24 protein-coding genes are annotated in these 26,461 nt (G+C 43.9%); 20 read left to right on the forward strand and 4 right to left on the reverse strand.

Annotation, left to right across the window (positions count from 1 at the left end):
* The first annotated feature begins 1 nt into the window (after position 1).
* Positions 2–856 carry an IS3 family transposase gene (locus MHH86_RS04600; protein ID WP_081383579.1) on the forward strand — a complete coding sequence of 285 codons (855 nt, stop codon included), beginning with the start codon at positions 2–4 and terminating at the stop codon, positions 854–856.
* A 125-nt stretch (positions 857–981) separates the two neighbouring features.
* On the opposite strand, the gene MHH86_RS04605 is transcribed toward MHH86_RS04600, so the two are convergent.
* The gene (locus MHH86_RS04605; protein ID WP_051490926.1) at positions 982–1,386 is read right to left on the reverse strand and encodes a hypothetical protein; all 405 of its coding nucleotides are present in this window, start codon (positions 1,384–1,386) and stop codon (positions 982–984) included.
* A gap of 256 nt (positions 1,387–1,642) precedes the next feature.
* Between MHH86_RS04605 and MHH86_RS04610 the strand changes: the two genes are divergently transcribed.
* Positions 1,643–3,541 (forward strand): sensor histidine kinase, encoded by a 1,899-nt coding sequence (locus MHH86_RS04610; protein ID WP_036676638.1) that lies wholly within the window; start codon positions 1,643–1,645, stop codon positions 3,539–3,541.
* A gap of 113 nt (positions 3,542–3,654) precedes the next feature.
* Positions 3,655–5,571: a sensor histidine kinase gene (locus MHH86_RS04615; RefSeq protein ID WP_235219388.1), complete on the forward strand. Its 1,917-nt coding sequence runs from the start codon at positions 3,655–3,657 to the stop codon at positions 5,569–5,571.
* Between the two features lie 10 nt (positions 5,572–5,581).
* On the opposite strand, the gene MHH86_RS04620 is transcribed toward MHH86_RS04615, so the two are convergent.
* On the reverse strand, positions 5,582–5,821 hold the full coding sequence (locus tag MHH86_RS04620) for an NHLP leader peptide family RiPP precursor (protein WP_170914256.1): 240 nt from the start codon (positions 5,819–5,821) through the stop codon (positions 5,582–5,584).
* Between the two features lie 94 nt (positions 5,822–5,915).
* Entirely contained in the window at positions 5,916–6,851 is a 936-nt protein-coding gene (locus MHH86_RS04625) for a hypothetical protein (RefSeq protein WP_036676632.1), read from the reverse strand.
* Between the two features lie 101 nt (positions 6,852–6,952).
* On the opposite strand from MHH86_RS04625, the gene MHH86_RS04630 reads away from it, so the two are divergent.
* Entirely contained in the window at positions 6,953–7,246 is a 294-nt protein-coding gene (locus tag MHH86_RS04630) for a hypothetical protein (protein WP_036676631.1), read from the forward strand.
* A 53-nt stretch (positions 7,247–7,299) separates the two neighbouring features.
* On the opposite strand, the gene MHH86_RS04635 is transcribed toward MHH86_RS04630, so the two are convergent.
* On the reverse strand, positions 7,300–9,231 hold the full coding sequence (locus MHH86_RS04635; protein ID WP_036676630.1) for a glycoside hydrolase family 20 zincin-like fold domain-containing protein: 1,932 nt from the start codon (positions 9,229–9,231) through the stop codon (positions 7,300–7,302).
* Between the two features lie 84 nt (positions 9,232–9,315).
* Here MHH86_RS04635 and MHH86_RS04640 point away from each other — a divergent pair, with 84 nt between their 5' ends.
* The 16 genes from MHH86_RS04640 to MHH86_RS04715 all read left to right on the forward strand — a co-directional run bounded on the left by MHH86_RS04640 (position 9,316) and on the right by MHH86_RS04715 (position 26,457).
* Positions 9,316–10,170, forward strand: coding sequence for a helix-turn-helix domain-containing protein (locus tag MHH86_RS04640; RefSeq protein ID WP_038568894.1), 855 nt, complete (start codon positions 9,316–9,318; stop codon positions 10,168–10,170).
* Positions 10,171–10,488: 318 nt separating this feature from the next.
* On the forward strand, positions 10,489–12,135 hold the full coding sequence (locus MHH86_RS04645; protein WP_036676625.1) for an ATP-binding protein: 1,647 nt from the start codon (positions 10,489–10,491) through the stop codon (positions 12,133–12,135).
* Between the two features lie 23 nt (positions 12,136–12,158).
* Entirely contained in the window at positions 12,159–12,794 is a 636-nt protein-coding gene (locus tag MHH86_RS04650) for a response regulator transcription factor (RefSeq protein WP_342479649.1), read from the forward strand.
* Between the two features lie 265 nt (positions 12,795–13,059).
* Complete coding sequence (locus MHH86_RS04655; protein WP_036676620.1) at positions 13,060–13,797, forward strand: Wzz/FepE/Etk N-terminal domain-containing protein; 738 nt, start codon at positions 13,060–13,062, stop codon at positions 13,795–13,797.
* On the forward strand, positions 13,781–14,422 hold the full coding sequence (locus tag MHH86_RS04660) for a CpsD/CapB family tyrosine-protein kinase (protein ID WP_076141773.1): 642 nt from the start codon (positions 13,781–13,783) through the stop codon (positions 14,420–14,422). Before MHH86_RS04655 ends, MHH86_RS04660 begins: the two co-directional genes overlap by 17 nt.
* A 149-nt stretch (positions 14,423–14,571) precedes the next feature.
* A complete protein-coding gene (gene galU / locus MHH86_RS04665; RefSeq protein ID WP_036676615.1) occupies positions 14,572–15,462 on the forward strand; it encodes a UTP--glucose-1-phosphate uridylyltransferase GalU in 891 nt (296 codons plus the stop codon).
* Between the two features lie 30 nt (positions 15,463–15,492).
* Positions 15,493–16,185: a sugar transferase gene (locus tag MHH86_RS04670; RefSeq protein ID WP_036676612.1), complete on the forward strand. Its 693-nt coding sequence runs from the start codon at positions 15,493–15,495 to the stop codon at positions 16,183–16,185.
* A gap of 25 nt (positions 16,186–16,210) precedes the next feature.
* Positions 16,211–17,146, forward strand: coding sequence for a glycosyltransferase (locus MHH86_RS04675; protein ID WP_036676610.1), 936 nt, complete (start codon positions 16,211–16,213; stop codon positions 17,144–17,146).
* 9 nt (positions 17,147–17,155) lie between these two features.
* Complete coding sequence (locus MHH86_RS04680; RefSeq protein WP_036676609.1) at positions 17,156–18,502, forward strand: O-antigen ligase family protein; 1,347 nt, start codon at positions 17,156–17,158, stop codon at positions 18,500–18,502.
* Positions 18,499–19,272 carry a WecB/TagA/CpsF family glycosyltransferase gene (locus MHH86_RS04685; RefSeq protein ID WP_036676606.1) on the forward strand — a complete coding sequence of 258 codons (774 nt, stop codon included), beginning with the start codon at positions 18,499–18,501 and terminating at the stop codon, positions 19,270–19,272. The genes MHH86_RS04680 and MHH86_RS04685 overlap by 4 nt, the downstream gene beginning before the upstream one ends.
* Positions 19,269–20,747, forward strand: a complete 1,479-nt coding sequence (locus tag MHH86_RS04690) for an O-antigen ligase family protein (protein ID WP_036676604.1) — start codon at positions 19,269–19,271, stop codon at positions 20,745–20,747. Before MHH86_RS04685 ends, MHH86_RS04690 begins: the two co-directional genes overlap by 4 nt.
* The gene (locus MHH86_RS04695) at positions 20,713–22,098 is read left to right on the forward strand and encodes an oligosaccharide flippase family protein (RefSeq protein WP_036676601.1); all 1,386 of its coding nucleotides are present in this window, start codon (positions 20,713–20,715) and stop codon (positions 22,096–22,098) included. The genes MHH86_RS04690 and MHH86_RS04695 overlap by 35 nt, the downstream gene beginning before the upstream one ends.
* Before the next feature lie 26 nt (positions 22,099–22,124).
* Positions 22,125–22,982, forward strand: a complete 858-nt coding sequence (locus MHH86_RS04700) for a glycosyltransferase family 2 protein (protein WP_036676598.1) — start codon at positions 22,125–22,127, stop codon at positions 22,980–22,982.
* Positions 22,969–24,156: a glycosyltransferase family 4 protein gene (locus MHH86_RS04705; RefSeq protein ID WP_036676596.1), complete on the forward strand. Its 1,188-nt coding sequence runs from the start codon at positions 22,969–22,971 to the stop codon at positions 24,154–24,156. Before MHH86_RS04700 ends, MHH86_RS04705 begins: the two co-directional genes overlap by 14 nt.
* Positions 24,156–25,295, forward strand: coding sequence for a glycosyltransferase family 4 protein (locus MHH86_RS04710; protein ID WP_036676593.1), 1,140 nt, complete (start codon positions 24,156–24,158; stop codon positions 25,293–25,295). The genes MHH86_RS04705 and MHH86_RS04710 overlap by 1 nt, the downstream gene beginning before the upstream one ends.
* Positions 25,296–25,356: 61 nt before the next feature.
* The gene (locus MHH86_RS04715; protein WP_036676592.1) at positions 25,357–26,457 is read left to right on the forward strand and encodes a glycosyltransferase; all 1,101 of its coding nucleotides are present in this window, start codon (positions 25,357–25,359) and stop codon (positions 26,455–26,457) included.
* The last annotated feature ends 4 nt before the right edge of the window (positions 26,458–26,461 follow it).

Genomic DNA, 26,461 nt, shown 5'->3' on the forward strand with positions numbered 1-26,461 from the left:
CTTGTATCAAGCGATTCAAGAACTGAACAAAGAAAAAGGTCACGCAATTACGAAGTTGTGTGCGTTAGCTGGGGTTGCTCGATCTGCCTATTACAAGTGGTTAAAATGGAAACCCTCTTGCATAGAACTTGAAACTCGTGCGTTAGCGAAAGAAGTAAAGCTACGATATGACAAGCGAAAAGGGATTCTTGGCTATCGTCAAATGCGCACGCAATTAAACCGAAAGCTCAAAAAGCAGTACAACAAAAAGCGTTATTACCGAATTATGTGTGCTCTTGGGCTTAAAGCAGTCATTCGCAGAAAACGAGCGAGTTATGTGAAAGCTACGGAGATCCATGTAGTTGAAAATGTAATGAACCGTAACTTTGATGCCAATTCTCCTAATTCAAAATGGTGTACAGATGTGACTGAACTGAAGTACGGGAATGGGCGCAAAGCCTATTTGAGCGCTATTATTGATGTATATGATAATTCCATTGTCTCATGGGTATTAAGCCATTCCAACAACAATAAACTCGTGATGGATACGTTGAAGAGGGCTTACGCGAAGAATCCTGGCGTATCCCCTCTTTTACAAAGCGACAGAGGCTTCCAGTACACGTCTCATGAGTACAACCGACTTCATGTAAAATACGGATTTAAGAAAAGCATGTCTCGTGTGAGTCGGTGTTTGGACAACCAACCTATTGAGCGTTTTTGGGGTACATACAAGTCAGAAAGCTATTATCTTACAAAGTATGACACCTATGATGATGTCCTCACAGAGGTTAGCAAATATATTCACTACTACAATAATTACCGCTACACAGAGTGTTTGGATGGCTTGTCACCTAGCGAATACCGACGAGCTGCATAACGAAGATACCTCAGTTCTGGCAATACGAACTGAGGTATCTAAACTAACTATTTTTGTTTTTTACACTGTCCACTTGACAGGGAGCACTTCACTCATAGCCCGGCGGCTTTATTCATATTAAGCTGCTATTCTCCCTGCGAACCGTTCAAAACGTCTGTTCCCGGCATAACATCCACTGGCGGGGAGGCAGGGTCAATAATGGAATTTGGATATACATCGTCTGCATCTGGAACATCCTCTAGCGGCTGATCTTCTTCTTCCATCTCCAAGAGTTCCTCATCCTTAGTATAATCCGTATCATCTAGGGTTAATCCTGCGGTTTCAGCGGCTAGATATGCATCGGATTCCACCAACTCATCTCTTTCGATTACATCCTTAGGTGAGTTTAAACCAATATCTGCTGCCAAGTATTTATCGCCAACCAAGACAGGATCTGCGTCATCATCAACAATATCCTCTTCATCCATATCAGCTTGTATATAACGTTCATATTCAAAGTCAGCTTCAGTTTTATTTGGTGAACTATCCATAGCCGTTCACTCCTTTTTTATGATAAAATTTGAACTTCCTATGTTTATCTTTACCCGTTTGACCATGATCGAATCGCTGATCCAATAAATGGGTATGTCTGTATTGGATTAGTAAAAATGGGTGAAAGCAAAAGCCGATGAAAAACGTCCTTTTTCGAGAAAATTTACAAGAATAGGCAGGGATAGTGCGAAGCTTGTCGAAATTAAGAAGCATATATGAACGTTTAAACAACTAATGAATTACTGAGGTGCTACGATGAAGTTGCCAAAGCCCAATATAGCGGCTGCTTTTTTATTAATTCTACTGCTGACCGCTATGGTCCCTTTTGGTACGGCGATAGTGAGTGCTGAATCATCAGACTCTACGCTGCCCAATTGGGAGATTAAATTTGAACGTATAGAAGTAGATCATATTGAAGAAGCTGTGGCAGCTCTTGATGAAGAATGGACTCGTGTTATGCCTCATGGGAAAAGCCCAGAGACTCCAAGTGGGGCAACCTCAGCCTGGCTGCGGTTTACTTTACCACAAATTGGTGATAAATCTGCGTTATTCATAGATAAAGTATATGGAAATAATGTTAAGGCTTATTTAAATAACGAATTAATATATGATTCCGGAAAAGATTTTAATTTCAATGGCAGTAAGGTTTTCATTCCTCTGTCCAAAAGTGTTGGAGGACAACAGCTATATTTATGGACCCATGGTGGCAGCAAAGACTTAGGGATCCACGGCGAAATAAGAGTAGGCCAATACGATGAGCTGTTATCTGTTTATGTAAAGCAGGGCTTAATGGATCTGATCATTGGAACGACGCTTATTTTTATTGCGATTGTACTGCTGATCTGCTCGCTATTCATGAGAAAAGGTTATTTTTCCGGCGGATTTCTATTGGTGCTGATTATTTTATCCATTGGCGTGTTAGTGGTAACGTATTCATCGTTCCTGCCGACAATCCTAGGCGATTATGGAGAGATTGTACTTGTTTTCTTTGATGTAGCATTATATACGCTTCTGCCCTCCTTTACATTTTATTTTGAAAAAATATTTGGTCCAGGGAAAAAGAAAATCGTTACCCGATTCCGCAAGTTTCAAATTGTCTATTCTATATTCTGTTTTTCTCTAATGGTTGTTAATATCCTTTTGTCATATCAGTTGGATGACTTTTATAGATTGATGACTACGAGTGTGCTGGGTATCCTTATGATTGTGCAATTTATATTGTTGATCAGCTTAGCGTTTATTCATGCGAATCGTGGGAATGTAGATGCTGTTGTTTTTACTACAGGGTTCTCAATATTTGCTTTCATGTCTCTTAGCGAACTGGTCATGTTCTATGTATCGGGGCAATCCTATCAATTATATTGGTGGAAATGGGGAGTGGTGATTTTCGTAATTGCCTTAATCGTCATTCTGGGAAGAAGGTTTACTCGAAACCATGAACAGCTTATTGAATATTCCCATCAGCTTGAGAAGTTCAATAATGATTTGCAGCGCTCGGAGAAGATGGAGATTATTAGTGAGCTGGCAGCTTCGGTTGCGCATGAAGTACGGAATCCATTGCAGGTTACCCGAGGGTTTCTGCAGATTCTTGGGGAGCGTTCAGATCAAAAGGAGCGGGAATATCTGCAAATGGCGGTTACAGAACTGGATCGAGCTACGCTCATTATTACAGACTTCCTAACCTTCGCTAAACCAGGACTTGAAACCGTAGAGCAGCTTGATGTGTCCGAAGAGTTGAGGCATGTGACGGGTATTCTTTCTCCGTTAGCGAATCTGCAAGGGGGCGTCATTGAACTTAACCTGCAGCCAGGACTTTACGTTACTGGATCATCTGCCAAGTTCAAGCAAGCGTTTATCAACATTCTCAAAAATAGTATTGAAGCTTTAAAGGACAATGGGCTGATTAAAGTCACAGCCTGGAAGTCTGGAAAACATATAATAATCAGTGTTCATGATAATGGGGAAGGGATGAACCGGAATGAGCTGGCTCGGTTAGGGGAACCTTATTACTCCAATAAGACCAAAGGAACGGGGCTTGGACTGATGGTAACCTTTCGGATTATTGAGGCGATGGAGGGATGCACTGAGTTTCGCAGTGAGAAAGGGGAAGGGACTGAAATTATAGTAAAAATACCAGAACTTAGAAGAATTTAGAAGTAATTTATGATAATTCCGTTTTTTAGAAGGAAAGAGTGAGGGGCTGAGCGAAGTAGTACAGACAGAATATTGTTTCTGATACTTACTTCTGAGGTGCATATATGCGCTTGATGATTAAAGTCCTACATATAGCAATAGCCCTTACTCTCCTTCTGATAGGATATAGTTCAATTGTTGTATCAGCAGCGACCCCATATCCATCCCAAGAAATTACCAGTTGGCAGATGAGATGGGGCGATGGAACCGAAAACAGCGGCGTAGTGGTTCCTCAGAATAATGACCAGCAGTATTGGATAAATGTGAACGCTACGAAGGAAATCCCACATCTGCCATCAGGCGTATCCACTTCTTGGACTCGTATTTCCATACCTAACTTTAGTTATATCTCCCCTTCAATCTACATTGATACTTTATATGCTCTTCATGTGAAGGTGTATGTGAACGACCGTTTAATCTTCGAGGAAGATCGTAATTATATTAAGGATAACTATTCTTTGTTGTTGCCTTTGAGTCAAAGCGATAGTGGGAAAACATTATACATTTGGACTGAAACGCTGCAGGATAGAATCGGAATTAAAAATGAAGTAGTGATCGGTGAACACAACCTGTTAATCAATGATTATATTAAAAATGGACTCAGCGATGTGATTTTGGGCTGTGCTTTTTTTCTTGTGGCTATCGTTCTATTTATAAGTTCTCTCTACATTAATAGGGACTATTTTTCCAGTGTGGCTTCACTAGCCGTTGTAATAGGTTCAACCGGAATTCTCTCGATAACCTATTCTCCTTTTATTTATACCTTTTACAGCAATTTGGGCGCGATTAGTAATGTATTTCTTGATTTGGCTTTATTCTCACTTTTACCGGCGCTTACTCTTTTATTTGAAAAAATATTTGGCAGTGGAAAATATGCGATCGTCCGTCGTTTTCGTCAATTTCAAGTCATTTACTCCTCATTTTGTTTGCTATGTCTTTTGATCAATTTTCTATCGAATAATAGCTATATTGAGTTTTATTATTTTGTATCCACCACTATTATCGGGTTCATCCTCATCCTTCAGTTCATCTTGCTTATCGTATGTGTGATTATATTTTCGCTTAAAGGGAATAGGGACGCTATCATTTTTGCCATTGGCTTTGGAACGGCTGCATTTACTGTAGTGTCAGAGTTACTGTGGTATTACATTCATAAGGGGAACTATGATTTATTCTTGTGGAAGTGGGGCATTGTTGCCTTCATAATCTCCTTGATCGTAATTCTGGAGCGAAGACTAGCCTATAGCCATCAACAGGTTGTTAACTATTCTAAAGAATTAGAGCGTTTTAACAACGAATTGCAGCGTTCAGAAAAAATGGAAATTATTAGCGAGCTTGCTGCATCAGTTGCTCATGAAGTGCGGAATCCACTCCAGGTAACTAGGGGTTTCCTTCAGCTGCTTAGCGAGAAATCCGTTGGTGAAGAGGAAATATTTATGTCGATGGCCCTTAGTGAGCTGGATCGTGCTTCCGGGATCATTACGGATTTCTTAACCTTCGCAAAACCGGAATTTGAGACGATTTCCAGTCTGAATTTGTATAATGAATTTAAGCATATTGAGAGTATTATGCAGCCGCTTTGTCATTTAAATGGAGGAAAAATGATTCTCGATGTATCGGGCGAATTATGGGTGAAGGGGAATTCCTCGAAGTTTAAGCAAGCCTTCATCAACATTATCAAAAATAGCATTGAATCTTTCCGTGACGAAGGATTTATCTATATGTCGGTGTATGCGGAAGAGGAGAACGTAATTATTCATATCAAAGACAACGGGGAAGGGATGGACGCGGATGTCCTGCACCGATTGGGAGAGCCTTATTTCACTAAAAAGAATAAAGGCACAGGTCTTGGATTAATGGTCACTTTCCGTATCATCGAAGCTATGCAAGGTAAAGTGAAATTCACAAGCAAAAAAGGAGTGGGAACCGAATCCATCACCATACTGCCATTGGCAGAAGCTCCGGATGATTCTCACTCCTTAGGGGGTTAATCTTGTTGTCTTACCACGAACCGCGTGGTGCTGCGGTTGCCTTCAATACATCGGATGTAGGACTTGGTGGAATTACAAGATAGAATTCGTTGGAACCTTCTTCAACGGCTTTCAAGGTAACGCTGTCGGGAATGATTACGCCTAATGCTTCTTGGAGAGCCGCTTTTGGGTCTGAGAGTAGTCTTTTCTTGAAACTTGGATCTTCCCATGCCTTTTGAATGACTTGATTTCTAAGAATTGCTTCTGACATAATAATCACCCTTCCCAAATTGTATATATTTACCTTTAATAATATAACATAGCAAAACTACTAATACTATTCTTTTTATTACAAAATAATAGAATTAATGGACATTTTTTGACAACCAATGATATAATCCTCCGTTTAGCAAGAGCTGCTTGTCCGCTTCGATGGAATCAGAGATCTGCTGTAAGTTACTTACTAGCATGGAATGGAACGCGATAAGATGAGGGGCATTAAGGTCGGAAGCTGTAACTTTGTTATGTGTGTCGTGTGCTAATTCCGTATAGGTATGTAGACCATTTGCAGTGAATAGATAAAATTCGACCTCTTGCGAAGTGAGTTTAGCTGCACTGCTGTTAGGCAGATGTTTGCGAGTTAGGGAGAGAAGACAATTATAGTTGCCCGCGGATAAATCTTCTTTCCAGTCCTCATAGTCATCCAGCATTTGCAGTGTAAGCAAAACCGAATGGATAAGTTCTTCAGCTTGCGGCACTAAATCACTCTTTCCAGACATCAGAAGGGCAGCGGTGCTGGATAGCTTGAGCGGACTGGCTTTATAGGAAATTTTGACCCGATCATTAAGAAAATAGTCACTGGTATTTTCGTTGCTAACACTATCTGCCCACTCCATGATATAACGATTAAATAAGATCCAGAAAGCGGATGGCTCCGGAAATAGTATCCGGTAGATATTTAAAAATTCCACATAAAGCAAATTCGCCAAGGGCAATTTTTCGTATGCAGAGGATTCTTGGCTGTCCATCAGGTCATCCTGTATGAAGAAATACAACATAAAAAAGACGTTGCCCATCGACATCTGGCGAGTAACCTCTGCAGAGATTCCGCATCCCTTTTGCAGCCAAAAGGGCAAAAGATAACATATGTAGTTTTTGTGGCTTTCAGCGTTAAATACGTTAAAATGCTCAAGATAGGACATGCCTTGTTGATTTAGAGGTTCTGGAAATTCAGAAATAATCCGTCTGCTTTCTTGGAATACCAAGCGCAGTTCATCTTCGTAGTCATTTAGCCAATCCATAACAACCCTCCTATAAAATTTTTACGAAAATGGTTCTTTTGCCCTGATTATAGCTTTCTCTTTATTCCATTACAACTAAAATTTAGGAGGTATTAGCAGATATGGAATGGTATACTTTCGGCCAGATGCTTATGGCTATTCGAATGGGTCAAAAGGCGGAAACACCGGATGGCCGCATGGTTATGCGTACTTCCACGGGACTTTTTTGGATAAACGGAATCTTGAAGGGAAAAGTGGTAGAAATCAAAGACTATCTGTTCTCTGACCTATGGCGAATCTATGAGGATGAGGAAAGCCAGCAGGAGGGAATTGGCAGGGAACAACACGAGCAACGTGAGCGGGAGATGCTTGAGAATCAATATGAAGAGCTGCGTTGGGCGAACCGAAAGCGTTAGTTCAACGTTCGATTACCCAACAGCAGCTATATAGTGAATATTAATAAGAGGGATTAGGAACTTACGGATGCGGAGAGTTCTGATTTCAATGCTTCATATTGACTACGCAGGCGTTGAAGTTTCGAGATACTTTGCTCCAAGCCGCCGAGCCGGTTGCGTTCCGTCCACAAGAGACGATATTGGTGAAGGAGTACATCAAGGTCATTGATTTGCTTCGTAATCAGCGCAGGGTCAAGCGAATCTGGTGCTGATGTCAACTGTAGCTTTATTCTGCCCAGCTGCACAGCATGCTTCACAAAATGGATGCCATTACTCAGTTCTTTCAGCACAAGAGCAGCATCTTCACATTGAAGATCTAACCCCGATAGCCGCGCCTCAATGGAGAGCAGATATTCTTCGAGATGATTGAAGTGTTCCTCAGTAAGCTTCTCTATGATTAGGAAATTGTCCAGATGGGTACGCAGCAGCAGGGACATTTCTGCATCATTTGAACGGTTGATACTGGATTCAAGCTGATAGTAATTGCCGAGATCCAGGAGCAGCTGGCCAATTCCCTCAGAACGATCTGCAAAAATAAATCTATTTAAATACTGTGCAGTATCTGCTTCCAGATTATGATCTACACTCCAGGATAGGGCTGCGCCGTAGGCGAAGCCGGCATAGCTGACCGGCAGATGCTGCCAGTGTCCAAAATCTCCCCAATCCGTAATGAGATAACCGATAGCGCCGTTGTTTTTGCCATGAATAGCTGCACTGCGCAGATTGGCTAACATATTGTCTGTGCGTCCTGTAATGGAGTTCCATGAGCTGGTGCCTGGGCAGACATAAAAAGGAATACCTGCTTCACGGAATTTGAGCGTATCGGACTCGAAGGGATGCTCAGCGCTATAACCCCATTCCATAGCAATAATATCCTTAGGAAGCTGAGGAATCAGTTCGGGATGCTGGATAATGATATCGCCCCAGAATTGCATCGTTTTGCCACGTTTTGTAACCAACTCATAAATCTTTTGCAGGAATGATAAATAGAGTTGACCTTTGCCTTGAGTTTCTGCCAGAGCTTTATTTTTACCAAGACCGAGTTCATAGGTCTCATCGCAGCCTACATTAAACTGATTGGAGCTAAAGTAAGGTAGCAGATCGTCAAACATTTTGTCTAGCAGAGGTAGTACAGCAGGATCTTCGGTATCAAAAGTACCAGGGTGCATAAATAAGCCTTCTGGATAAACGTCCTGCGCATACAAATTCTTCGGAAGCATAAAGCCTTCGGGAATTTCAGCTAAAGCGTTGAATTCTGGACGAGAGAGCCAGCCCTCCATATGCCCAAAGCTGTTCTGATTGGGAACAAGCTCTATATAACGTGCTTTGCAATAGGCATCCAGAAGCAGGATTTCCTCTCCGGTAATTGGGGTTTCAAGCTCCCAGACTTGAGGGAAGGATTCATAAGCGAACGGAGCACCTTCTATATATAGCTGAAGTTCATTCATCTTCAAATCAGCCATAAGGTCAATGATCCGGTACAAGGTTTCTTGCTTCGGGATTTTATTGCGGCTGATATCTATGAGCAGGCCTCTGGCTCCAAAATCAGGTTCATCGCGAATATGCAGCTGAGGTATAGATTTGCCACTTTGTTCTATGATTTGTTTCAGGGTTGCTGCTGCGTAGAAGGCGCCTACAGGAGAGCTATAGGAGACAACGATACCCTTCTGATCGACAACAATCTCATATGCCTGTGCAGACAATAATGGCACATAGTTAAAGTTACAGACAGATACAACGGTTGGACGTAAGCCAATGGATAAAGTCAGCTGCAGATTCAATGCTTGTGCAATCACTTCCTGTAGTTTTCGTGCAGCTGGCATGGCAGATTGTTCTTCCATATTAGGAAGCACGATGCTTCCGCTTGTTGGGAAATGGAAGGAGCCTTGTGACAATGTGATTTCACGCGGATTAGGGAAAAGCAGTAGTGTAGAATGATTAAGCATAGCGTGGACACCTCTTATTCATGTAGAATATGATCATCTTCACAATAACCTTATCACTACTAAACAAGGGGAGGAATGCCTATAATGTCCAAGCACATGGATTATATGATCAGTCCATATCCAATAAGAATTATTGATCCGAAGGTTGAATCCTCCAAGCTGAAGCTCAAGAATATAAGGGTGGGACAGGCAGGTCATCTGCCAGGAAGAACGTTATTCCGTTCAGGTGTAGTTTTTGAGCACTGGGCCATTGTTTACATAGTGTCAGGTAGTGGCTCCTACATGGAGATTGGGGGAAAAGAGCAGCAGGTGCGTGAAGGCAGCTTATACTTTTTTCGCCCAGGTTACAGTTATAACTTTGGTCCACCACCGGGAGGCAGCTGGGATGAGTATTATATTAACTTTAATGGCACGCGTGTATCCGAATGGCTGGAATCGGGCCTCATAGCCGGGGGAAATGTTTTTCAAGCCCAATCTATAGTAGGTCTTACTACCTTATTTGAAGAAGTGCTGGAACGGATGGAGAGCGGAGAACCTGTGGATGCGGATCGGGCAGCATTATTGCTCGAAAGAATGCTGCTGGAGTGTTCTTTTATAATAGAAGAAAAAAGTTGGAATTCTCAGGCTGATTATATGCGTCAGATTCGGGAAGACCTGAACTTATGCATTTATGGTGAAATGGACCTAGAACAAATAGCGGCAAAACATCATGTTTCGATGTCTACACTTCGTCGTCTTGTTCGACGCAGCAGTGGATACCCGCTTCATGAATATATTCACCGTCTAAAAATGGCGGAAGCCAAAAAGTTGCTTTTTAACACCTCATTACAAATTAAGGAAATTTCTAGTATGCTTCATTATAATGATCCGTTCTATTTTTCTCGTTTATTTAAAAAATATATGGGAATCGCACCCCAGCTTTGCCGGAATAACATTTAAATCGACATCCTCCTACTAGAGTCCCAACAGTAATTGTTATAATTTGTATAATTGTTGTCGTTTTATAAGATATGTTGAAAAATATGGATTAATATTACATAAATGTGTTAGTTCTTATTAACTATAGTGGATAAAATTCCAAATTTTAGTGATAAAACCTACTAAAAAAATAATAAATTTTTTGTAACTATTTTTCAAATGGAAGCGCAAACATGGGAAATGTCAACTTGTTATTGTGATTTTTCTCATGTATGATGCTTTTATCGAGCACAGTACAATCTCGCATTTTCCAAAAAAACTGGAGAATAGGGTGGTGGGATGAAAATCAAACCAACTGCAGAAGACAAACTGATTGCGTATTACAGGTATTTTTCATTGTCCCTCACATCACTCATGTATCTTCTAGATAAGACGGGACCTTCCATAATTTATAAATCACTTATTATTGCTATACTTGTTGTGTTTGCACAAACGTTCTCATTTTGTTATCGAAGGCTACGCAGCAGGCCAAAGACTCTCGTCCTGGCTGTTAGTATAGAGATGGTGGGAATTATCGCATTGACCTTGTTTACGGGTGGGTACGAAAGCTCTTTTAGGCTCTATGTGCTTAATCCTGTATTGATTGCTGCAGGCTCATTGTCCATTTATTTTGGATGGTCGTTGCTCTTAAGCTATATCAGTATTTTTGCGGTGCTCTGTTATTTTTTTATCAATTCTGCGAACAGAAATTTTTTAGAAATTGTATTTATAAATGGGAATCTGTTTCTAACACTGGTACTTACGGTTATAATAATGCAGATCGTTAATCGGATGAAGCGGCAACGTGAAGAATCGAATGCTCGCACGAAAGAGACGATGGAGCATATCAAATCCCTGTACCATATCGTGGAAACCTCAAGCCAACATGATTTCATGAATATCGGTCAAGTGATCACCGATTATGTTGTTAAGCTAACGAAGCTAGATAAGGCTTTGTTTTGGTTCGCCAAGAAAAGCGGAGAACCAGCTCCGCAGAGCAGGCAGACCGGCTGGCAGCAGGAAGAGGAACAGTTCCTATTCTCAGAACTGGGAAAACATGAGCATGAATGGAGATTGCAGCGAGAGCCTATTTTTAGAAATCTGCCGGGATTAGGCGATTTCCTGCTGATGCCTGTACGGATGAGCACCCGTTTTGTAGGGATGATTGGACTCAAGCTGGAGTCTACAGAGGGGCTGGAAGGCCGCAGATGGTATATTCAACAATTGATATTCTTATCTGAGCTAAGTGCGAATATTCTTGAAAGACATGAGCTTGGTGTGATCGAGAACCGGTTGATCATCACGAACGAACAGAACCGGATTGCGGATGAAATGCACGACAGTGTGTCGCAGAGCCTTTTTGGTATTGTGTATGCGACGCATTCGCTGAAGGAATCGTGGAAGAGAATGTCTGATCATGAGCTAGAAGAACAAATTGAGCTTATTCATGACTCTGCAACAAAGGTTGCCAAAGAACTGCGGATCACGATCTACAGTCTTAGCTCCAAGAAGAGTGGCGGTCCTACTTGGTTGGGCATGGTAAGATCACATTTGAAGAGCTTATCCAGATTAAATGATGTTGATATTGATTTAAAAATAACGGGCGATGATTTCAGTCTCCCTTATCCTTACCACAAGGCGCTTTTTCGGATTATCTCCGAAGCCACGGGTAATGCCATCAGGCATGGTGCTGCCAGTCGAGTGGATGTAGAACTGTCTCTGAAGCCGACTTGGATTCGATTATTGATTTGTGATAATGGTGTTGGTTTTGATACTGATTTGTTATGGATTGAATCTGAAGATAGTGTAAGCGGACTTGGCATGAAGAATATGCAATATTTGACCCAGTCGCTCGGTGGCGACTTTCAGTTGTCCAGTAATGAGAGCACAGGAACAAGAATTATGATTTCGATTCCTGTCGGTGTAGCTGAATTAAAGAATGCATAAACTTTAGGCGGGAGGTCGTTTCTGTGAAAATCGTCATTGTTGATGATCATCCTTTAGTTAGAAGAGGACTGGCATCTGTCATTTCGATGCAACCGAATGTGCAGTTTGCGGGTGAGGCGACGAATGGCCAAGAAGCGCTTCTTGTGATTGAGGAGACGCAGCCTGATCTCGTATTGATTGATCTTAAGCTAGCAGATGAATCGGGATTGGATGTCATCAAGACAGCGCGTGCTCGTGGTATCGTTAGTAAGTTCATTCTGTTGACGTCATCTGCGAGCAGAGAGGATTTCCTGAAGGCTGAAGAAGTACTGGTAGATGGATATGTACTGAAAGAGGCGTTGCCCGAGGAGTTACTGTTTGCTATCCAATTGGTGCACAAGGGAAGAAAGTATTATGATCCTGGTCTGATGGAAGATAAAATGCGCATGAGTGGAAGCAGCCCAACGGATGAATTAACACCCAAAGAAAAGGAAGTCCTGATCGAGCTGGGACAGGGCGCCTGCAACAGAGAAATTGCTTCACGTCTTTTCATTAGTGAATTTACGGTGAAGGAGCATGTCAGTCAGATTTTAGCTAAATTACAGGTGGCTGATCGTACTCAGGCAGCGCTTTATGCAAATGCTGTCGGATTAACCAAATATGAAATGTCTTACGAGTGAAAATTGAAATAATTCGTAAGCATAGTACATGAACACGGACAGGTTGTCCGTGTTTTTTTGTGCGTTAAAACCTAAATTTGCCCTCGATATGGCACTAAAGTATACCTAATCCCCCTCTTAAGAGGTATAACGTCTTACTCCAAAGTGAAGAGGAAAGTGATGGTATGAGCCATGTGGCGAATGGTGTGGATTGATAGAATTAAAGCAACAACTGAAACTTTCATGAATGCTTTCAGAATGTAATTTTAGCGGAAGGAGGGTTACTGTGGAAAAGACGATTCTGGATTACATTAACCTGATTAAAAAAAGGTTTTGGCTCATCATGGTGTTCGTTTTGATCTCCTGTGCTACGACTTACTATGTTAGCAAAAACTTCGTTGAACCCGTCTATTCCGCTTCCGGACAGCTGCTTGTCAACAACATTGCCAAAGCTCCCGAGAGCAACAATCTTAACGATTTGAGCTTTAGCCTGAATTTAATTGAGAGTTACAAGGAAATTATGAAATCACCGACCATCATGAAAAGCGTAATAGAAAATCACCCGGAGTTTGGTCTCACGGCCGATGAACTAAGCCAGAAGCTTGAGATTAAAACTTCAGAGAAGAGTCAGGTGATCAACCTCAATGTTCAGGATGAAAGCTACACTAAAGCTGCCGGGATCGTAAATGCGGTATCGCAGACATTCATTCGTGAATTGCCATCGCTGATGAGGGTAGACAATGTTACCTTGCTGACACCGGCCGATCCGACTGATGTTCCAGGGCCCTCGAACGGCGGGTTTGCGATGAATCTCATCATCAGCTTTGTTGTATCACTTATGGCTGCCCTAGGAATTATTTTGCTGATGGAAACACTTAACGGCACATTAAGGTCTGAAAAGGAAGCGGAATATGACCTTGGTCTTCCGGTAATTGCTTCGATCGCAACCATTCGTAAACGTGATTTAGGTAAGGCGGCAGGCAACACCAGAGTGAAGGAGGGTGCTTATGTTGCGGCTAAATAAGAGTCTGGTTACAGACGTTAATCCATCCTCGCATATCTCCGAATCGTTCCGATCACTGCGCACATATATACGTCAGCTTGGACTAGCACAGGGCGGCGGAGGAAAAGTGCTGCTCTTTACGTCAGCAGAAGCTGGAGCAGGCAAGACGACAATATTGTCGAATCTCGCGGTCTCTTTCGTCCAGGATGGCAAGAAGGTAGCGGTGGTTGACTGCAATCTGAGACATCCCGGTCTTCATACCGTGTTTGAAGTAGAGGGGAGTGACGGGCTTGTGGCTTATTTAAGTGGGCAAGAGGAAGCAGATAACATCGCTGTCCTCGGAAACTTAGCCAATCTTTCAGTCATCCCGGCGGGAAAAACTCATGTTAGTCCGCCGGATTTGCTAGGCAACCCCAAAATGACCGCTTTGCTTGAGGAACTAAAAGAAAACTACGATCTGATCCTGCTGGATTCTCCTTCGGCAGTCGATTTCAGTGATGCTCGTATATTGGCACCTCAAGCGGACGGCGTGATTCTGGTGGCCAGATATGGAAAGTCCAAACGGGAATCGATTCGCAAAGCGAAGACGCTGCTTGAACAGACCGGCTCTAATCTAATCGGAATTGCCATGAACCAGGCGAAGTAAATGTTTATGCTTTCGAAGTGTTTTTTGCACGAAGTGAAATCATTGAAGCTAATGCTCACAAAACTTAAGTTTATGCTTTCGAAGTGAGTTTTGTACGAAGTGAAATCTTTGAAGCTAATGCTCACAAAACTTTTAGGAGGTAAAGTGCGATGAAAAAGGTGAAAAAAGTAATCATACCCGCGGCAGGACTAGGTACGCGCTTTCTTCCTGCAACGAAAGCCATGCCTAAAGAAATGCTTCCGATTATCAATAAACCAACCATTCAATACATTGTTGAGGAAGCTATTGCTTCCGGTATTGAAGATATCATCATTGTTACTGGTAAAGGTAAAAGAGCCATTGAAGATCATTTTGACAATGCGTTTGAGCTGGAGTCTAGGCTTCTGGAAGATGGAAAGCTGGATCTGCTTAAAGAGGTTCAGCGTTCAGCCAAGGTAGAAATTCACTATATCCGCCAGAAGGAACCAAAGGGTCTGGGGCATGCGGTATGGTGTGCAAGACGGTTTATCGGAGACGAGCCATTCGGTGTCATGTTAGGCGATGATATCGTCACAGGAGCCGTACCTTGCCTTAAGCAGCTGATTGATCAATATGAAGAAACACAAAACTCGGTTATCGGAGTTCAAGAAATTCCTGATGAATTCACGAATCGCTACGGTATTATTGAACCGGATTTGCAGGACGGTAAATTGTATCGGGTTAACAATTTTGTAGAGAAGCCGCCACTAGGTACGGCACCTTCCAATCTGGCGATCATGGGTCGTTATGTGTTTACTCCGAAGATCTTTAAGTATCTCGATTTGATGGAAGAAGGCGCCGGCGGAGAGATCCAGTTGACAGATGCCATTCAGAAGCTGAATCAGAGTGAACGGGTATATGCCTATAATTTTGACGGAACAAGATATGATGTCGGCGAGCGGCTTGGATATATTTTGACAACACTTGAATTTGCACTGCAAAGCGAAGATTTGCGCTATCCGGTGATGGATGCAATGTCGGAATGGCTGAATAAAATGGGACAAACCAGCTTGAGTAGTTAAGTTGAGTTCGCAAAATTTTAGATGAGGAGGATGAGCATGCAAAAACTGCCGGAAGACTACGAGGCGGTCCTGCCGAAAATTTACATGCTGCATACCGATGAGAGAAGGAAAGAAGCAGAGTCCTATTTGATAATGAAACGGATGATCGATATCTTTTTTTCCGCTCTTGGTCTTCTCGTGTTAATGCCATTATTTGTTGTCGTGGCGATTCTGATCAAGCTGGAGGATCCGAAAGGAAAGGTGTTCTTTCGGCAAAACCGGGTTGGGAAGAATGAAAAGCAATTCCCGATGTATAAGTTCAGATCCATGGTTAGTAACGCTGAGGAGTTAAAAGAAAACCTGATGGCCTATAACGAAGTGAGCGGTGCCATGTTCAAGATTAAGAACGATCCGCGGATCACACAGATAGGGAGATTCCTGCGCAAGACGAGCATCGATGAGCTACCTCAGCTGTGGAATGTGCTGATAGGTCAAATGAGTTTGGTTGGTCCTCGTCCTCCGCTGCCAGAAGAGGTGGCTCAGTATACGGAATATGACAAACAGCGTTTGACGGTTACACCAGGCTGTACCGGATATTGGCAAGTGAATGCCCGAAACAGTGTCGGCTTCGACGAAATGGTACAGCTGGACTTAACCTACATCCATATTCGGAGCACCATGCTGGATCTAAAAATCATTGCTAAAACCGGACTGATGTTACTCGGTTCAAAAGATGCTTATTAATAATGTGGAAATTAGGTGAATGCCGATGCGTGAATACGGAGACGTTCCTAAGCTTTCCATTATCATCTGTACCTACAACAGAGCACCTTTATTGATCAAGACGCTTCAGTCACTTTTAAAGCTGGATCACTTAGAGCAGGCGGAGATCATTGTTGTGGATAACTGTTCCAAGGATGATACTGAAGCTTGCGTCAAAAAGTTTATAGGAAAGCATGGAGCTGATGTGGATATCCGCTACATGATGGAGCCGATGCAGGGGCTTTCAGCGGCTAGAAATACAGGAATTCTGGCTTCCAAATCGCCGCTGATTGCCTTTCTCGATGATGATGCGATACCTTGCCAGCGTTGGATAACAACGATTGTCAGTACTTTCGAGAGTAAACCGGAGGTCATGGCTATGGGAGGCAAAATCGCTCCGATATTTGAAAGTAAACGTCCGGACTGGTTGATTAAACCCTTTGAGCTTCCGTACACGATTGTTGATTTAGGTAGCCGGATTAAGGAATATCCCAAGCAACTTCATCCTTGTGGGGCCAATATGGCGATGCGGAAGCTCGTATTCGACATCAGTCTTTTTCCCCTGGATCTCGGAAGAAAGGGTGATTCTCTGCTCTCCGGTGAAGAGACCTGGTTATTCGGACAGATTCAAAAAGAAGGGCATTCCATCCTCTACCATCCGGAAATGGCGGTTGACCATTTCGTGCCGGCGGCCCGCTTGACGGAAGACTGGATTATGAGGCGCTATTATAGCCAAGGTATCTCTAACGCTATGAAAAGCGAAGGACTAAAAGGCAAGCTGCTTCTAGTGGGAAAGACAGCCGCTAAGCTCGTGTATATCCTGGCTGATTCTATCCTCTCAAGAAGCAAAGGAAGAAGGCTTTTGAACAAATGCAGGCTGGAGAGTATTCGTGGAACGCTTCATATGATTCTCAATCGGGAGAGGCATTCCGCAGCGGGGTGAGGGATTAACATGACAAATTTTGAGTGGGGCTCCAAATTAAATGTTTTGCCATACGGGATGCTCTATCTCATGTCGGCCCTGTTCTTTGGAACGGCGGTCATCTACCAGCCGATGATTGCGATAGCTGCCGTGCTTCTGATTATTTTGCTGGGAATCTCGATTTCACGGCCTGAACTGATCAGTTATTTCGTTCTAATCACAACGGCAATATCGATTAACTTTTTATATGATGGCAGCATGTTCGGAATGGAGATACTGTCCCTTTATAAATTGGTTATCGTGATGCTGCTTGTTCCTTGTATTCTGGTCAATGGCTTGCGGTTTCGTCTGAGTCACCCCTTGTGGGCAATGGTGGCGCTGCTGGTGATTACCTTTGGATCTTCGATCTGGCTGCCGGAAATGACCTCATCCATTGCAGTTAAAGCTTTTATCGGTCTATCCATTCCATTCGTATTTTTATTAATTAACTGGAAAAAGAATGTAGCCGAGCTGCAAATCAAAATTATCTGTATGCTTCCTCTTGTTAGTGTAGTGGTTGGTTTGTTGCTGCAGCTTGCGCATGTTCATAATTTTCTCAACATCGAGTATACAGGCGCTGTACGGATTCAGGGGGCTAATATTCCTGCGCATCTAGCGATGCTGGCCTTTATGGGAGTAGCGATTCCATTTATTGAGGTGAAGCGGAATCCGCAGCAAGCACGCTTTTTCTATATCATGTTAGTTCTGAATTTCTTTATCTTGATTGGAACAGGAACAAGAGGGCCTATCTTGGCACTTGGACTTACCGTTCTCTACTACTTCTATGATATTCTTCGCCAATATTTGAAGGGCAGAACCTATCTGCTAATTCCGTTGATGGGTGCATTTTTCCTGATTATGGTCGCTGTTTTCTGGCAGCTTGATAATTTTGAGAAACGTTCCTTTGAGAGACAGACAGATACGGCTGTTGATTTATCAGGAAGGTCGGAGGCATGGGAGTATTTCTTAAATAAGGCTGCGGACTCTCCTTGGTCTGGTAGAGGGCTTGGAGCAGTGACGGTAGCAAATGATGGAACGTTGTATAAGGGTTTTGTAGTTCCGCACAACGAGTATATCCGCTTTTACTTCGATGGGGGATATATTGGCGCTATTCTGTTGATGTTCTCTTTATTGGCTGTATTTATTCTGGTGTACAGAGCATTGGCTCCGCCGATCAAACCTTATTATCTGTTATTTATTGCAGCGTTTTTAATCTACTCATTCTCCGATAACACGCTGTCGACGGTCCAATTTATTATTCCGTTCTGTTGGTACCTGAACTGCCTGTATCGATCTTCACAGCCAACCGATTCCCCACAAAAAGAAGTGATACGATGAGTCAAGTGAATATGTTCGATGTCAATTTTGATAACTATGATTTCATGGATTTGCTTGATTACATTGATAAAACCATTCAGGAGAGGAATCAGTCTTATATTCTCACTTGTAATGTAGATCATGTGATCAAGCTTCGTAAGGATAAAGAATTTCAAACGGTATATTCGAAGGCAGGCGCAGTTGTTGCTGACGGAATGCCACTGATCTGGGCATCCAAAATGCTAGGTAAACCGCTTAAGCAGAAGGTATCCGGCGCGGATCTATTTAATCGATTGGGCAACGCCTTTGAGCAAAGGAAGTACCGGCTGTTCTTCTTAGGCTCAGCTGAAGGCGTGGCGGAACGGGCAGCAATGAATTTGAAAACAGCGCATCCCGGAATAAATGTGGTTGGCTGTTATTCTCCATCCTATGGATTCGAGCACAATGAGGAGGAGAATGAACGCATTATAGAAATGCTGACAGAGTGCCAGCCAGATATCGTATTTGTTGGTGTAGGAGCGCCTAAGCAGGAAAAGTGGATTTATCGCCACTATACCTCTTATCAAGCTCCGATATCGATCGGAGTGGGAGCGACCTTTGATTTTCTGTCAGGCTCAGTGAAACGAGCACCTAGCTTCATGCAAAAAACAGGGTTCGAATGGTTCTGGCGGCTTAGCCAGGAGCCCGGCCGGCTCTGGAAAAGATATCTTGTGGACGATGCACAATTTCTACTTTTATTACTTAAGGAACTGCGTAAGCGGGATAAGGTGAAGGAAGGAGGCTTGGAATGAGTGTATTTACGCCCCCATCACTTAGGTTCATCAAGACAGCTGGATTAATAGGGGGGACTGCTGCTGTAGGTGTCTCTCTTCCGCTGATCATTGGCTTCTCCAGTGCGATGCTGAGTTCATCGAACAGTCTGCAGGGAGCCATTCTCTCAGCCATCCTATTCCCGGCTTTCTTGTTAGCCATACTTAGACCGAAAATGCTGGTTGCTTATACCTTGCTAATCTGGGCCGTAGCTCCAGAGCTGCGCCGCATTGCTGACTGGTCAGAAGGAGTTTATCACTCTGTATCCTTGCTGAGCTTAGCTCCCTTGTTAACCGGTGTAACCTTGATCATTCCGCTGCTGAAGGAGATTCATAATATTCAAAAAGCCTCCACGCGGATCATGTTAATGTTCGCAGTTGCGCTGGGTTATGGTGCTTTAATCGGTTTGGCTAAGAATGGCATGGGCTCAGTTTATGACTTAGCGAATTATATTGTGCCACTGCTGTTATTGCCGTACTTTGCCGTCACGAAGTTCAAGCCGAAGGATATCGATCGATTGCTTACTGCTTTTGCCAATATTGCAGTCCTAGTTGCCATTTATGGGATTGTTCAGTATTTGACAGTGCCACCTTGGGATGTGTTCTGGATGAAACATGCGGACATGATGTCCATCGGAAATCCATATCCATTGGAAATCCGAGTGTTCTCTACGCTGAATTCGCCCGGACCGGCAGCAACATTCTTAGCGTTTGCTTTAGTTCCGATGATACTGGAGAAAAAATGGCGGGGAACATTGCGCTGGATCGGCGTTCTGCTAGTTGTAATTTGCCTGCTGACTACTTTAGTACGTGCGGCATGGCTGATACTTCTGGTGATGCTGCTCATGTACATTGGAACCTCTCCTTCTAAGGGAAAGTGGAAAACCTTGATCCAATTAGTTTTTGTGGCTGCTGCGTTGTTCTGGGTTGTGCCGAAATTGCCTGGCGCCGAAGGACTGGTTGCTCGGGTAGAGACACTATCTTCTGTTCAGGAAGATCACTCTTATAATGAACGGCTAAGCTTATGGCAAAACATGCTGCCGATGGTCGCTGCCAATCCAGTAGGTCAGGGAATTGGTAGTGTAGGCCAAGGGACTAAGCTTGGTAATGACGGCGAGCTTGGAGAGTACGGAATTATGGATAACGGAGTTATCGCTTTACTGCTTACCTTTGGTGTTCTGGGTGCTGTTTTCTTCTTCGGAGCTTTAGGCGCAGTTGTCAAACAGATATTCGCTAGAGTAATCAGCAGGGACCAATTGCAGCCCTACGCCCGACTTGCGTTAGCTACTTGGACCGGTGCGATTGTCAGTCTAGTTTCAGATAATGGGTTTCCCGGACTCAAGGGATACTTAATCTGGATGCTGATCGGTCTTGGCCTCAGCGCAAGGGAGATTACTCAAAGTAGAAGGAAGGGAACACCGTATGCAGCAGTTGAATGCAAAATCTCTCCCCGCTAGAACAATCTGGTCATCTTTTAGACTGTTCGCCAAGAGCAAGGACAACAGCTCGGCAGCCGTAAAAACTATGTTTGTCAGTGTCATGATCCTATTGATTAACATGTTAACTGGTGTACTGACCGCCCGTTATCTTGGACCGACAGGTCGTGGGGAACAGACGGCGATGATTAACTGGTCACAGTTTCTGGCGTTTAGCATGAGCTTTGGCATTCCTTCAGCTCTCATCTATAACGCTAAGAAAAACCCGGAGGATGCCGGAGTGCTTTATCGTATGGCGTTGCTGCTTGGTACCATTTTTGGGGTCATAGCGATGATTATAGGTATCGTGGTCTTGCCTTATTGGCTGAAGTCATTCAGTCCGGAGGTCGTGACCTTTGCTCAGTGGTCTATGATTCTGTGTCCGATTATAGCGATCTCTCAAATTAACAATGCAGCTTTTCAATTCAGAGGAGAATACAAGAGATTTAACTGGATTCGCTATCTAGTGCCATTGCTTACACTGACGATGATCGGGATATTGATCGCGCTGGATCAGATGAATCCTTTTACAACTGCAGTTGCCTATCTCCTTCCGGGGGCGCCGCTGTTTATCGGAATGACGATTTCCTTGCTTCGCACCTATAAGGTGAAGATGAGAGGGGCCTATCAGAATTTAAAAAGATTGTTCACTTACGGGCTGGGTTCCTACGGCAATGACTTGCTTGGCAATTTCTCTACCTATATCGATCAGATTGTAATTGCCGGTTTGTTAAGACCTGCTGATTTGGGGCTGTATGTAGTGGCTGTGAGTCTATCGCGGATGGTTAATTTTTTCTCAAGTTCGATTACGATCGTCTTGTTTCCTAAGGCTTCTGAGCTGTCAAAAGAACAGGCAGTTGAGTTAACATTCAAAGCCTTTCGAATAAGTACGACCTTCACCATGCTTGGCGGAGTAGTTCTGATGCTCTTAGCCCCTTTAGTAATTCCGTTGATGTACGGCAAAGACTTCAATGCGGCATTAACCGTGTTTCGTTTGTTGCTCCTTGAAGTGACTATTAGCGGGGGGACGATCATTCTGGCGCAGGCCTTTATGGCGCTAGGCAAGCCGAAAATTGTTTCGATGCTTCAAGGTTTTGGCTTACTCTTGGTTATCCCAATGTTGTTCCTGCTCATCCCTAAATTTGGCTTACTCGGAGCAGGGATAGCGATGTTGTCATCAGCAATCCTGCGATTTTTCTTCATTGTTCTCAATATAAAGTACACCTTAAAAGTTAAACTTCCGCGGCTGCTTATTACCCGCGAGGACATTCAGTGGATGAAGACGACGATGAATTCTTACATTCGCAAGAAACCTATGGATATGAATGGATAATGCGAAAGATAAAGGAGGAAACCTTCATGGATTCAATAAAAAGCGTGGTAGGCGGCCAAGGCAATTATCCAATATCGGCTGTCATCATCGCTCAGGATGACGAAGTTCGAATATCTAAGGCCATACAATCCTGCAGGTTATTCGCCGACGAGGTGGTTGTGATTGACGGAGGCAGCAAAGACGGTACAGTACAGCTTTCTGAAAGCTTGAATTGTCGAGTATACGTCAACCCTTGGCCCGGATATGCGAAACAGAGGGAGTTCGGAGTAGAACGCGCGGTTCATGATTGGGTCTTCCTTATTGATACTGACGAAGTGGTCAGCGACGAGTTGGCCGCAAGTATTCTTGAACTGAAACCGGGGCTTATGGATCAATCGGTTGCCTATTCTATCTACCGGATCGGTGATTTTATGGGCAGATGGCTGGATCGTGGCGAATATCTAGTGCGCCTATACAACCGCAAAGCATATGGAATTCGAAATAGCTTGGTGCACGAGATGCCCGAGGTCTCAGAAGAGCGAACCATACGTTTGACAGGAACCCTCTGGCATTATGGTTACCGCAGTATTAACGATCATGTGGCACGTTTCAATAAGTATACTGACTTGGAAGCTGAAAGTGCGTATGCCAAGGGCAAACGATTTCGGGTCAGTCATCTGCTGTTAAGACCACCAGCCCGTTTCCTGCAAAAGTATTTCTTACATGGGTTGTTCAAGAAGGGAATGTCAGGCTTCGGTGTATCCGTATTCTGGGTCATGTATGAATTCATGGTCGGCTTCAAGCATTACGAATTAATTAGATCAGGAAAGCTGACTCAGCACAATGCGAAGACGAGTCAGACCGAGAAGGAGAATAAAGGAGAGAGAAGCTATGCCGTACAGTGACGGATTGAACATTATGACGACAGGCCTTAGCTGGCCGTCGCTACAGCCGGGTGGGCTTAACACGTATTTCAAATCCGTTTGCGAGCAACTCTCCTCACGTAATCGGGTGCATGCGCTGATTTGCAGTCAAGAGACGCCTGCTACCCCTGAGGAATTGATTATTCACAATGCCGGAGATCCAAAAGATGGGATCTGGAAACGTAAGGATGCTTTCCAGCGTAAGGCGGCCGATCTGATGGGAGAGGGCAGTGGCCGTATAGATATTTTATACACTCACTTTGCTCCTTATGGTATTGGTCCAGCCTTGGAAGCAAAGAAACGTGGGATTCCTGTAGTGATGACTTTTCATGGCCCATGGAATGAAGAAATGAAAATCGAAGGTCAAGGCATTAAGCACCGGGTCAAAACAACCATCGCCAAATCCATTGAACATAGAGCCTATAAGCTAGCGGATAAGTTCATCGTGCTTAGTGAGACGTTCCGCGATATTCTCCATAAGCTGCACGGAGTGCCACTACACAAAATTATTGTGATTCCAGGCGCAGCTAATGTGGAACGTTTTATCCCCGCTACGAATCGATTGGCGATTCGCCGGACCTTGAATTTACCTGAGGGAGCAACAACCGTGCTGACTGTCCGGCGTTTGGTCAATCGGATGGGACTACTCCAGCTGCTTGAAGCCTGGAAGCAAGTTGCGGAGCGATTCCCAAATGCAATTCTGCTGATTGGTGGTAAAGGGCCGTTGCGGGGGGAACTGGAAGAAAAGATCGCCGACTATGGCTTAAGCAACAAGGTAAGGCTGCTAGGCTACATTCCTGATCATGAACTAGCCTCTTATTATCAGGCAGCGGACATGTTCGTGGTTCCCTCACAGGCATTGGAGGGCTTTGGATTGATTACCGTTGAAGCCTTATCTTCAGGATTGCCAGTGATGGCTACACCGATTGGCGGCAATAAGGAGATTTTGCAAGGCTTCCGGCCGGAATTGCTATTTAAGAGTTCAAGTAGCGACCACATGGCCGAAGGCATGATCCATATGCTTAGCAATCGAAAGCTGCTTCCGAGCCGTGATGAATGTAGAGAGCATGTACTAGAGAGATATACTTGGGAGCATGTTACGGATCAAGTAGAATCCGTGTTCCTACAAGCCTTAGGAGAGGAGGTGACCACGTAATGCTTAGAGTGGCCTATATAGATCACACTGCTAAATGGAGTGGTGGAGAAGTTGCCCTGTTTAACATCCTTACCCATATTGGAGAACAGATCGATCCACTGGTAATTCTGGCTGAGGATGGTGCGCTGGCTGAACGGCTACGTGAAAAAGGGATGGATGTCCGTATTATTCCGCTGGATGAGAGCATCAGAAGTCGTGGTAGAAATGCAGTCAACTTGGGAGCACCTGCTGCAGCCTTCAAGCTGTTGGCTTATGGCCGCAAGCTTGCGCCGCTCTTAAAAGCGGAGAAGGTAGATTGCGTGCACACCAATTCCCTGAAATCTGCATTATACGGAGCCATCGCTGCAAAAATAGCAGGCGTTCCATTGATCTGGCATATCCGGGATCATATTGGAGCCCCTTATTTAAAGCCTATCGTTGCCAAAGGAATTCGTTTGCTGTCGCGACTGCTCCCAAATGGAGTCATCGCGAATTCACATTCTACGCTGAATGCTTTGGAGCTGCCGCGTTCCAAAAAAACGCTGGTCGTATACTCCGCTTTCGCTAAAGCGATTGGTAATGGGATCGGCATGCGGGACCAGAAGGATTTTAACGTACTGCTAGTTGGTCGATTGGCGCATTGGAAAGGTCAGCATATTGTGCTGGAAGCCGCAAAAAGCTTTAAGAACGAACCTCGTGTGAAGTTCTGGCTGGCCGGAGACGCTCTGTTTGGAGAAGAGGCTTATAAGCAGGAATTGTTGCAAAAGATAAAAAACGACGAGCTTACTAATGTAAGCATGCTAGGGCATGTGGATGATATTCAAGGCCTTATGAATACTGCTGATTTACTGATTCACACTTCGGTAACTCCTGAGCCTTTTGGCCAAGTTATCGTTGAAGGAATGGCAGCGGGATTACCGGTGATCGCCTCCAATGAGGGCGGGCCGGTAGAAATTGTAGTTCAAGGTGAGACAGGATTACTGATAGAGCCTGGTGACGCGGCTATACTGGCAGACTCCATTAAATGGATGCTGGATCACCCAGAGGAAAGACGGCGGATGGCGGACAATGGGATGAAACGAGTGAAAGAGCATTTTGTTATCGAGAATACGGTCAAGGACATCGTTGACTACTATAAAGGTTTGTTGGCGGGCACCTGACAGATGATATGACGCGGTAATTCTGAAGATGATGCTCCATAAAACTTTGAGGATGATTCACATGAAAATTGCGATAGCGCACGATTACTTAATCCAAATGGGCGGCGCGGAAAGAGTGGTGGAAGTCTTTCATCACATGTATCCCGAGGCTCCAATCTACACAACGGTTTTTAACGGAAGCCGCCTTACTGACAATCTCAAAGATGCGGATATCCGTGCCTCCTGGCTGCAAAAGATTCCGGGAGTAAAGACCAATTTTAAAGGGGTGCTGCCACTTTATCCAATGGCCATCCGTGATTTGGACTTTCGCGGTTTCGATATCGTCCTGAGTTCCAGCAGTGCTTTTATGAAAAGTATTCAGGTTCCTAAACATACGTTTCATCTTTGTTACTGCCATACGCCTATGCGCTTCGCATGGGACTATGACACCTATATGGAACGTCAGTCGAATTCCGGGCTGTTCAAGAAAATGCTTAAGGTATACATGCAGCAGCTTAAAACGTGGGACCAACGGACTTCTAAAAATGTGAATCAGTTCGTAGCCAATTCTTCAGTAGTGAAGACGAGGATTCAGAATTATTATCACCGGGATGCAGATGTCATATTTCCACCGATTAATACAGCCCGGTTTACAAGCTCTTCTACCATTGGCGACTATTATTTAATTGTCTCCCGGCTTGTTTCCTACAAGCGGATTGATCTGGCGGTAGAGGCTTTCAATCGTAACGGTCTTAAGCTTTATATCGTAGGGGATGGACCGGATCGCAAGCGCCTCGAAGGCATGGCTAAGGATAATGTATCGTTTCTGGGCCGGCTAGAAGATGAGCAAGTGACTGGAATGATGGCACAGTGTCGAGCATTTATTTTTCCAGGAGAAGAGGACTTTGGAATTACACCGCTGGAAGCGAACGCTGCAGGAAGACCGGTAATTGCTTATCAAGCAGGTGGCGCACTAGATACTATTATTCCTTATGTAAATGGTGTGTTCTTTCAGCATCAAGAAGTGGAGGATCTACTTAAGGCTATTTATGAGGTAGAGTCCTACGCTTGGGATATCGATCAAATTATGGAGCATGCACGTAAATTCGATGAGCAGGCGTTTATGGTTAAGTTCAAGCAGTATGTTGAGCAGGCGTACGTCAATTTTCTAAAAGGAGGATGATTAT

The organism is Paenibacillus sp. FSL F4-0097 (assembly GCF_038593125.1).
In the GTDB taxonomy this organism is placed as follows: Bacteria; Bacillota; Bacilli; order Paenibacillales; family Paenibacillaceae; genus Paenibacillus_AQ; species Paenibacillus_AQ odorifer.

Excerpts from the sequence above, each read along its gene's own strand:
- MHH86_RS04605 (WP_051490926.1), bottom strand. The coding sequence starts at position 1,386 with ATGGATAGTTCACCAAATAAAACTGAAGCTGACTTTGAATATGAACGT.
- MHH86_RS04610 (WP_036676638.1), top strand. The coding sequence starts at position 1,643 with ATGAAGTTGCCAAAGCCCAATATAGCGGCTGCTTTTTTATTAATTCTA.
- MHH86_RS04615 (WP_235219388.1), top strand. The coding sequence starts at position 3,655 with ATGATTAAAGTCCTACATATAGCAATAGCCCTTACTCTCCTTCTGATA.
- MHH86_RS04620 (WP_170914256.1), bottom strand. The coding sequence starts at position 5,821 with ATGTCAGAAGCAATTCTTAGAAATCAAGTCATTCAAAAGGCATGGGAA.
- MHH86_RS04625 (WP_036676632.1), bottom strand. The coding sequence starts at position 6,851 with ATGGATTGGCTAAATGACTACGAAGATGAACTGCGCTTGGTATTCCAA.
- MHH86_RS04630 (WP_036676631.1), top strand. The coding sequence starts at position 6,953 with ATGGAATGGTATACTTTCGGCCAGATGCTTATGGCTATTCGAATGGGT.
- MHH86_RS04635 (WP_036676630.1), bottom strand. The coding sequence starts at position 9,231 with ATGCTTAATCATTCTACACTACTGCTTTTCCCTAATCCGCGTGAAATC.
- MHH86_RS04640 (WP_038568894.1), top strand. The coding sequence starts at position 9,316 with ATGTCCAAGCACATGGATTATATGATCAGTCCATATCCAATAAGAATT.
- MHH86_RS04645 (WP_036676625.1), top strand. The coding sequence starts at position 10,489 with ATGAAAATCAAACCAACTGCAGAAGACAAACTGATTGCGTATTACAGG.
- MHH86_RS04660 (WP_076141773.1), top strand. The coding sequence starts at position 13,781 with ATGTTGCGGCTAAATAAGAGTCTGGTTACAGACGTTAATCCATCCTCG.
- galU (WP_036676615.1), top strand. The coding sequence starts at position 14,572 with ATGAAAAAGGTGAAAAAAGTAATCATACCCGCGGCAGGACTAGGTACG.
- MHH86_RS04670 (WP_036676612.1), top strand. The coding sequence starts at position 15,493 with ATGAGCATGCAAAAACTGCCGGAAGACTACGAGGCGGTCCTGCCGAAA.
- MHH86_RS04675 (WP_036676610.1), top strand. The coding sequence starts at position 16,211 with ATGCGTGAATACGGAGACGTTCCTAAGCTTTCCATTATCATCTGTACC.
- MHH86_RS04680 (WP_036676609.1), top strand. The coding sequence starts at position 17,156 with ATGACAAATTTTGAGTGGGGCTCCAAATTAAATGTTTTGCCATACGGG.
- MHH86_RS04685 (WP_036676606.1), top strand. The coding sequence starts at position 18,499 with ATGAGTCAAGTGAATATGTTCGATGTCAATTTTGATAACTATGATTTC.
- MHH86_RS04690 (WP_036676604.1), top strand. The coding sequence starts at position 19,269 with ATGAGTGTATTTACGCCCCCATCACTTAGGTTCATCAAGACAGCTGGA.
- MHH86_RS04695 (WP_036676601.1), top strand. The coding sequence starts at position 20,713 with ATGCAGCAGTTGAATGCAAAATCTCTCCCCGCTAGAACAATCTGGTCA.
- MHH86_RS04700 (WP_036676598.1), top strand. The coding sequence starts at position 22,125 with ATGGATTCAATAAAAAGCGTGGTAGGCGGCCAAGGCAATTATCCAATA.
- MHH86_RS04705 (WP_036676596.1), top strand. The coding sequence starts at position 22,969 with ATGCCGTACAGTGACGGATTGAACATTATGACGACAGGCCTTAGCTGG.
- MHH86_RS04710 (WP_036676593.1), top strand. The coding sequence starts at position 24,156 with ATGCTTAGAGTGGCCTATATAGATCACACTGCTAAATGGAGTGGTGGA.
- MHH86_RS04715 (WP_036676592.1), top strand. The coding sequence starts at position 25,357 with ATGAAAATTGCGATAGCGCACGATTACTTAATCCAAATGGGCGGCGCG.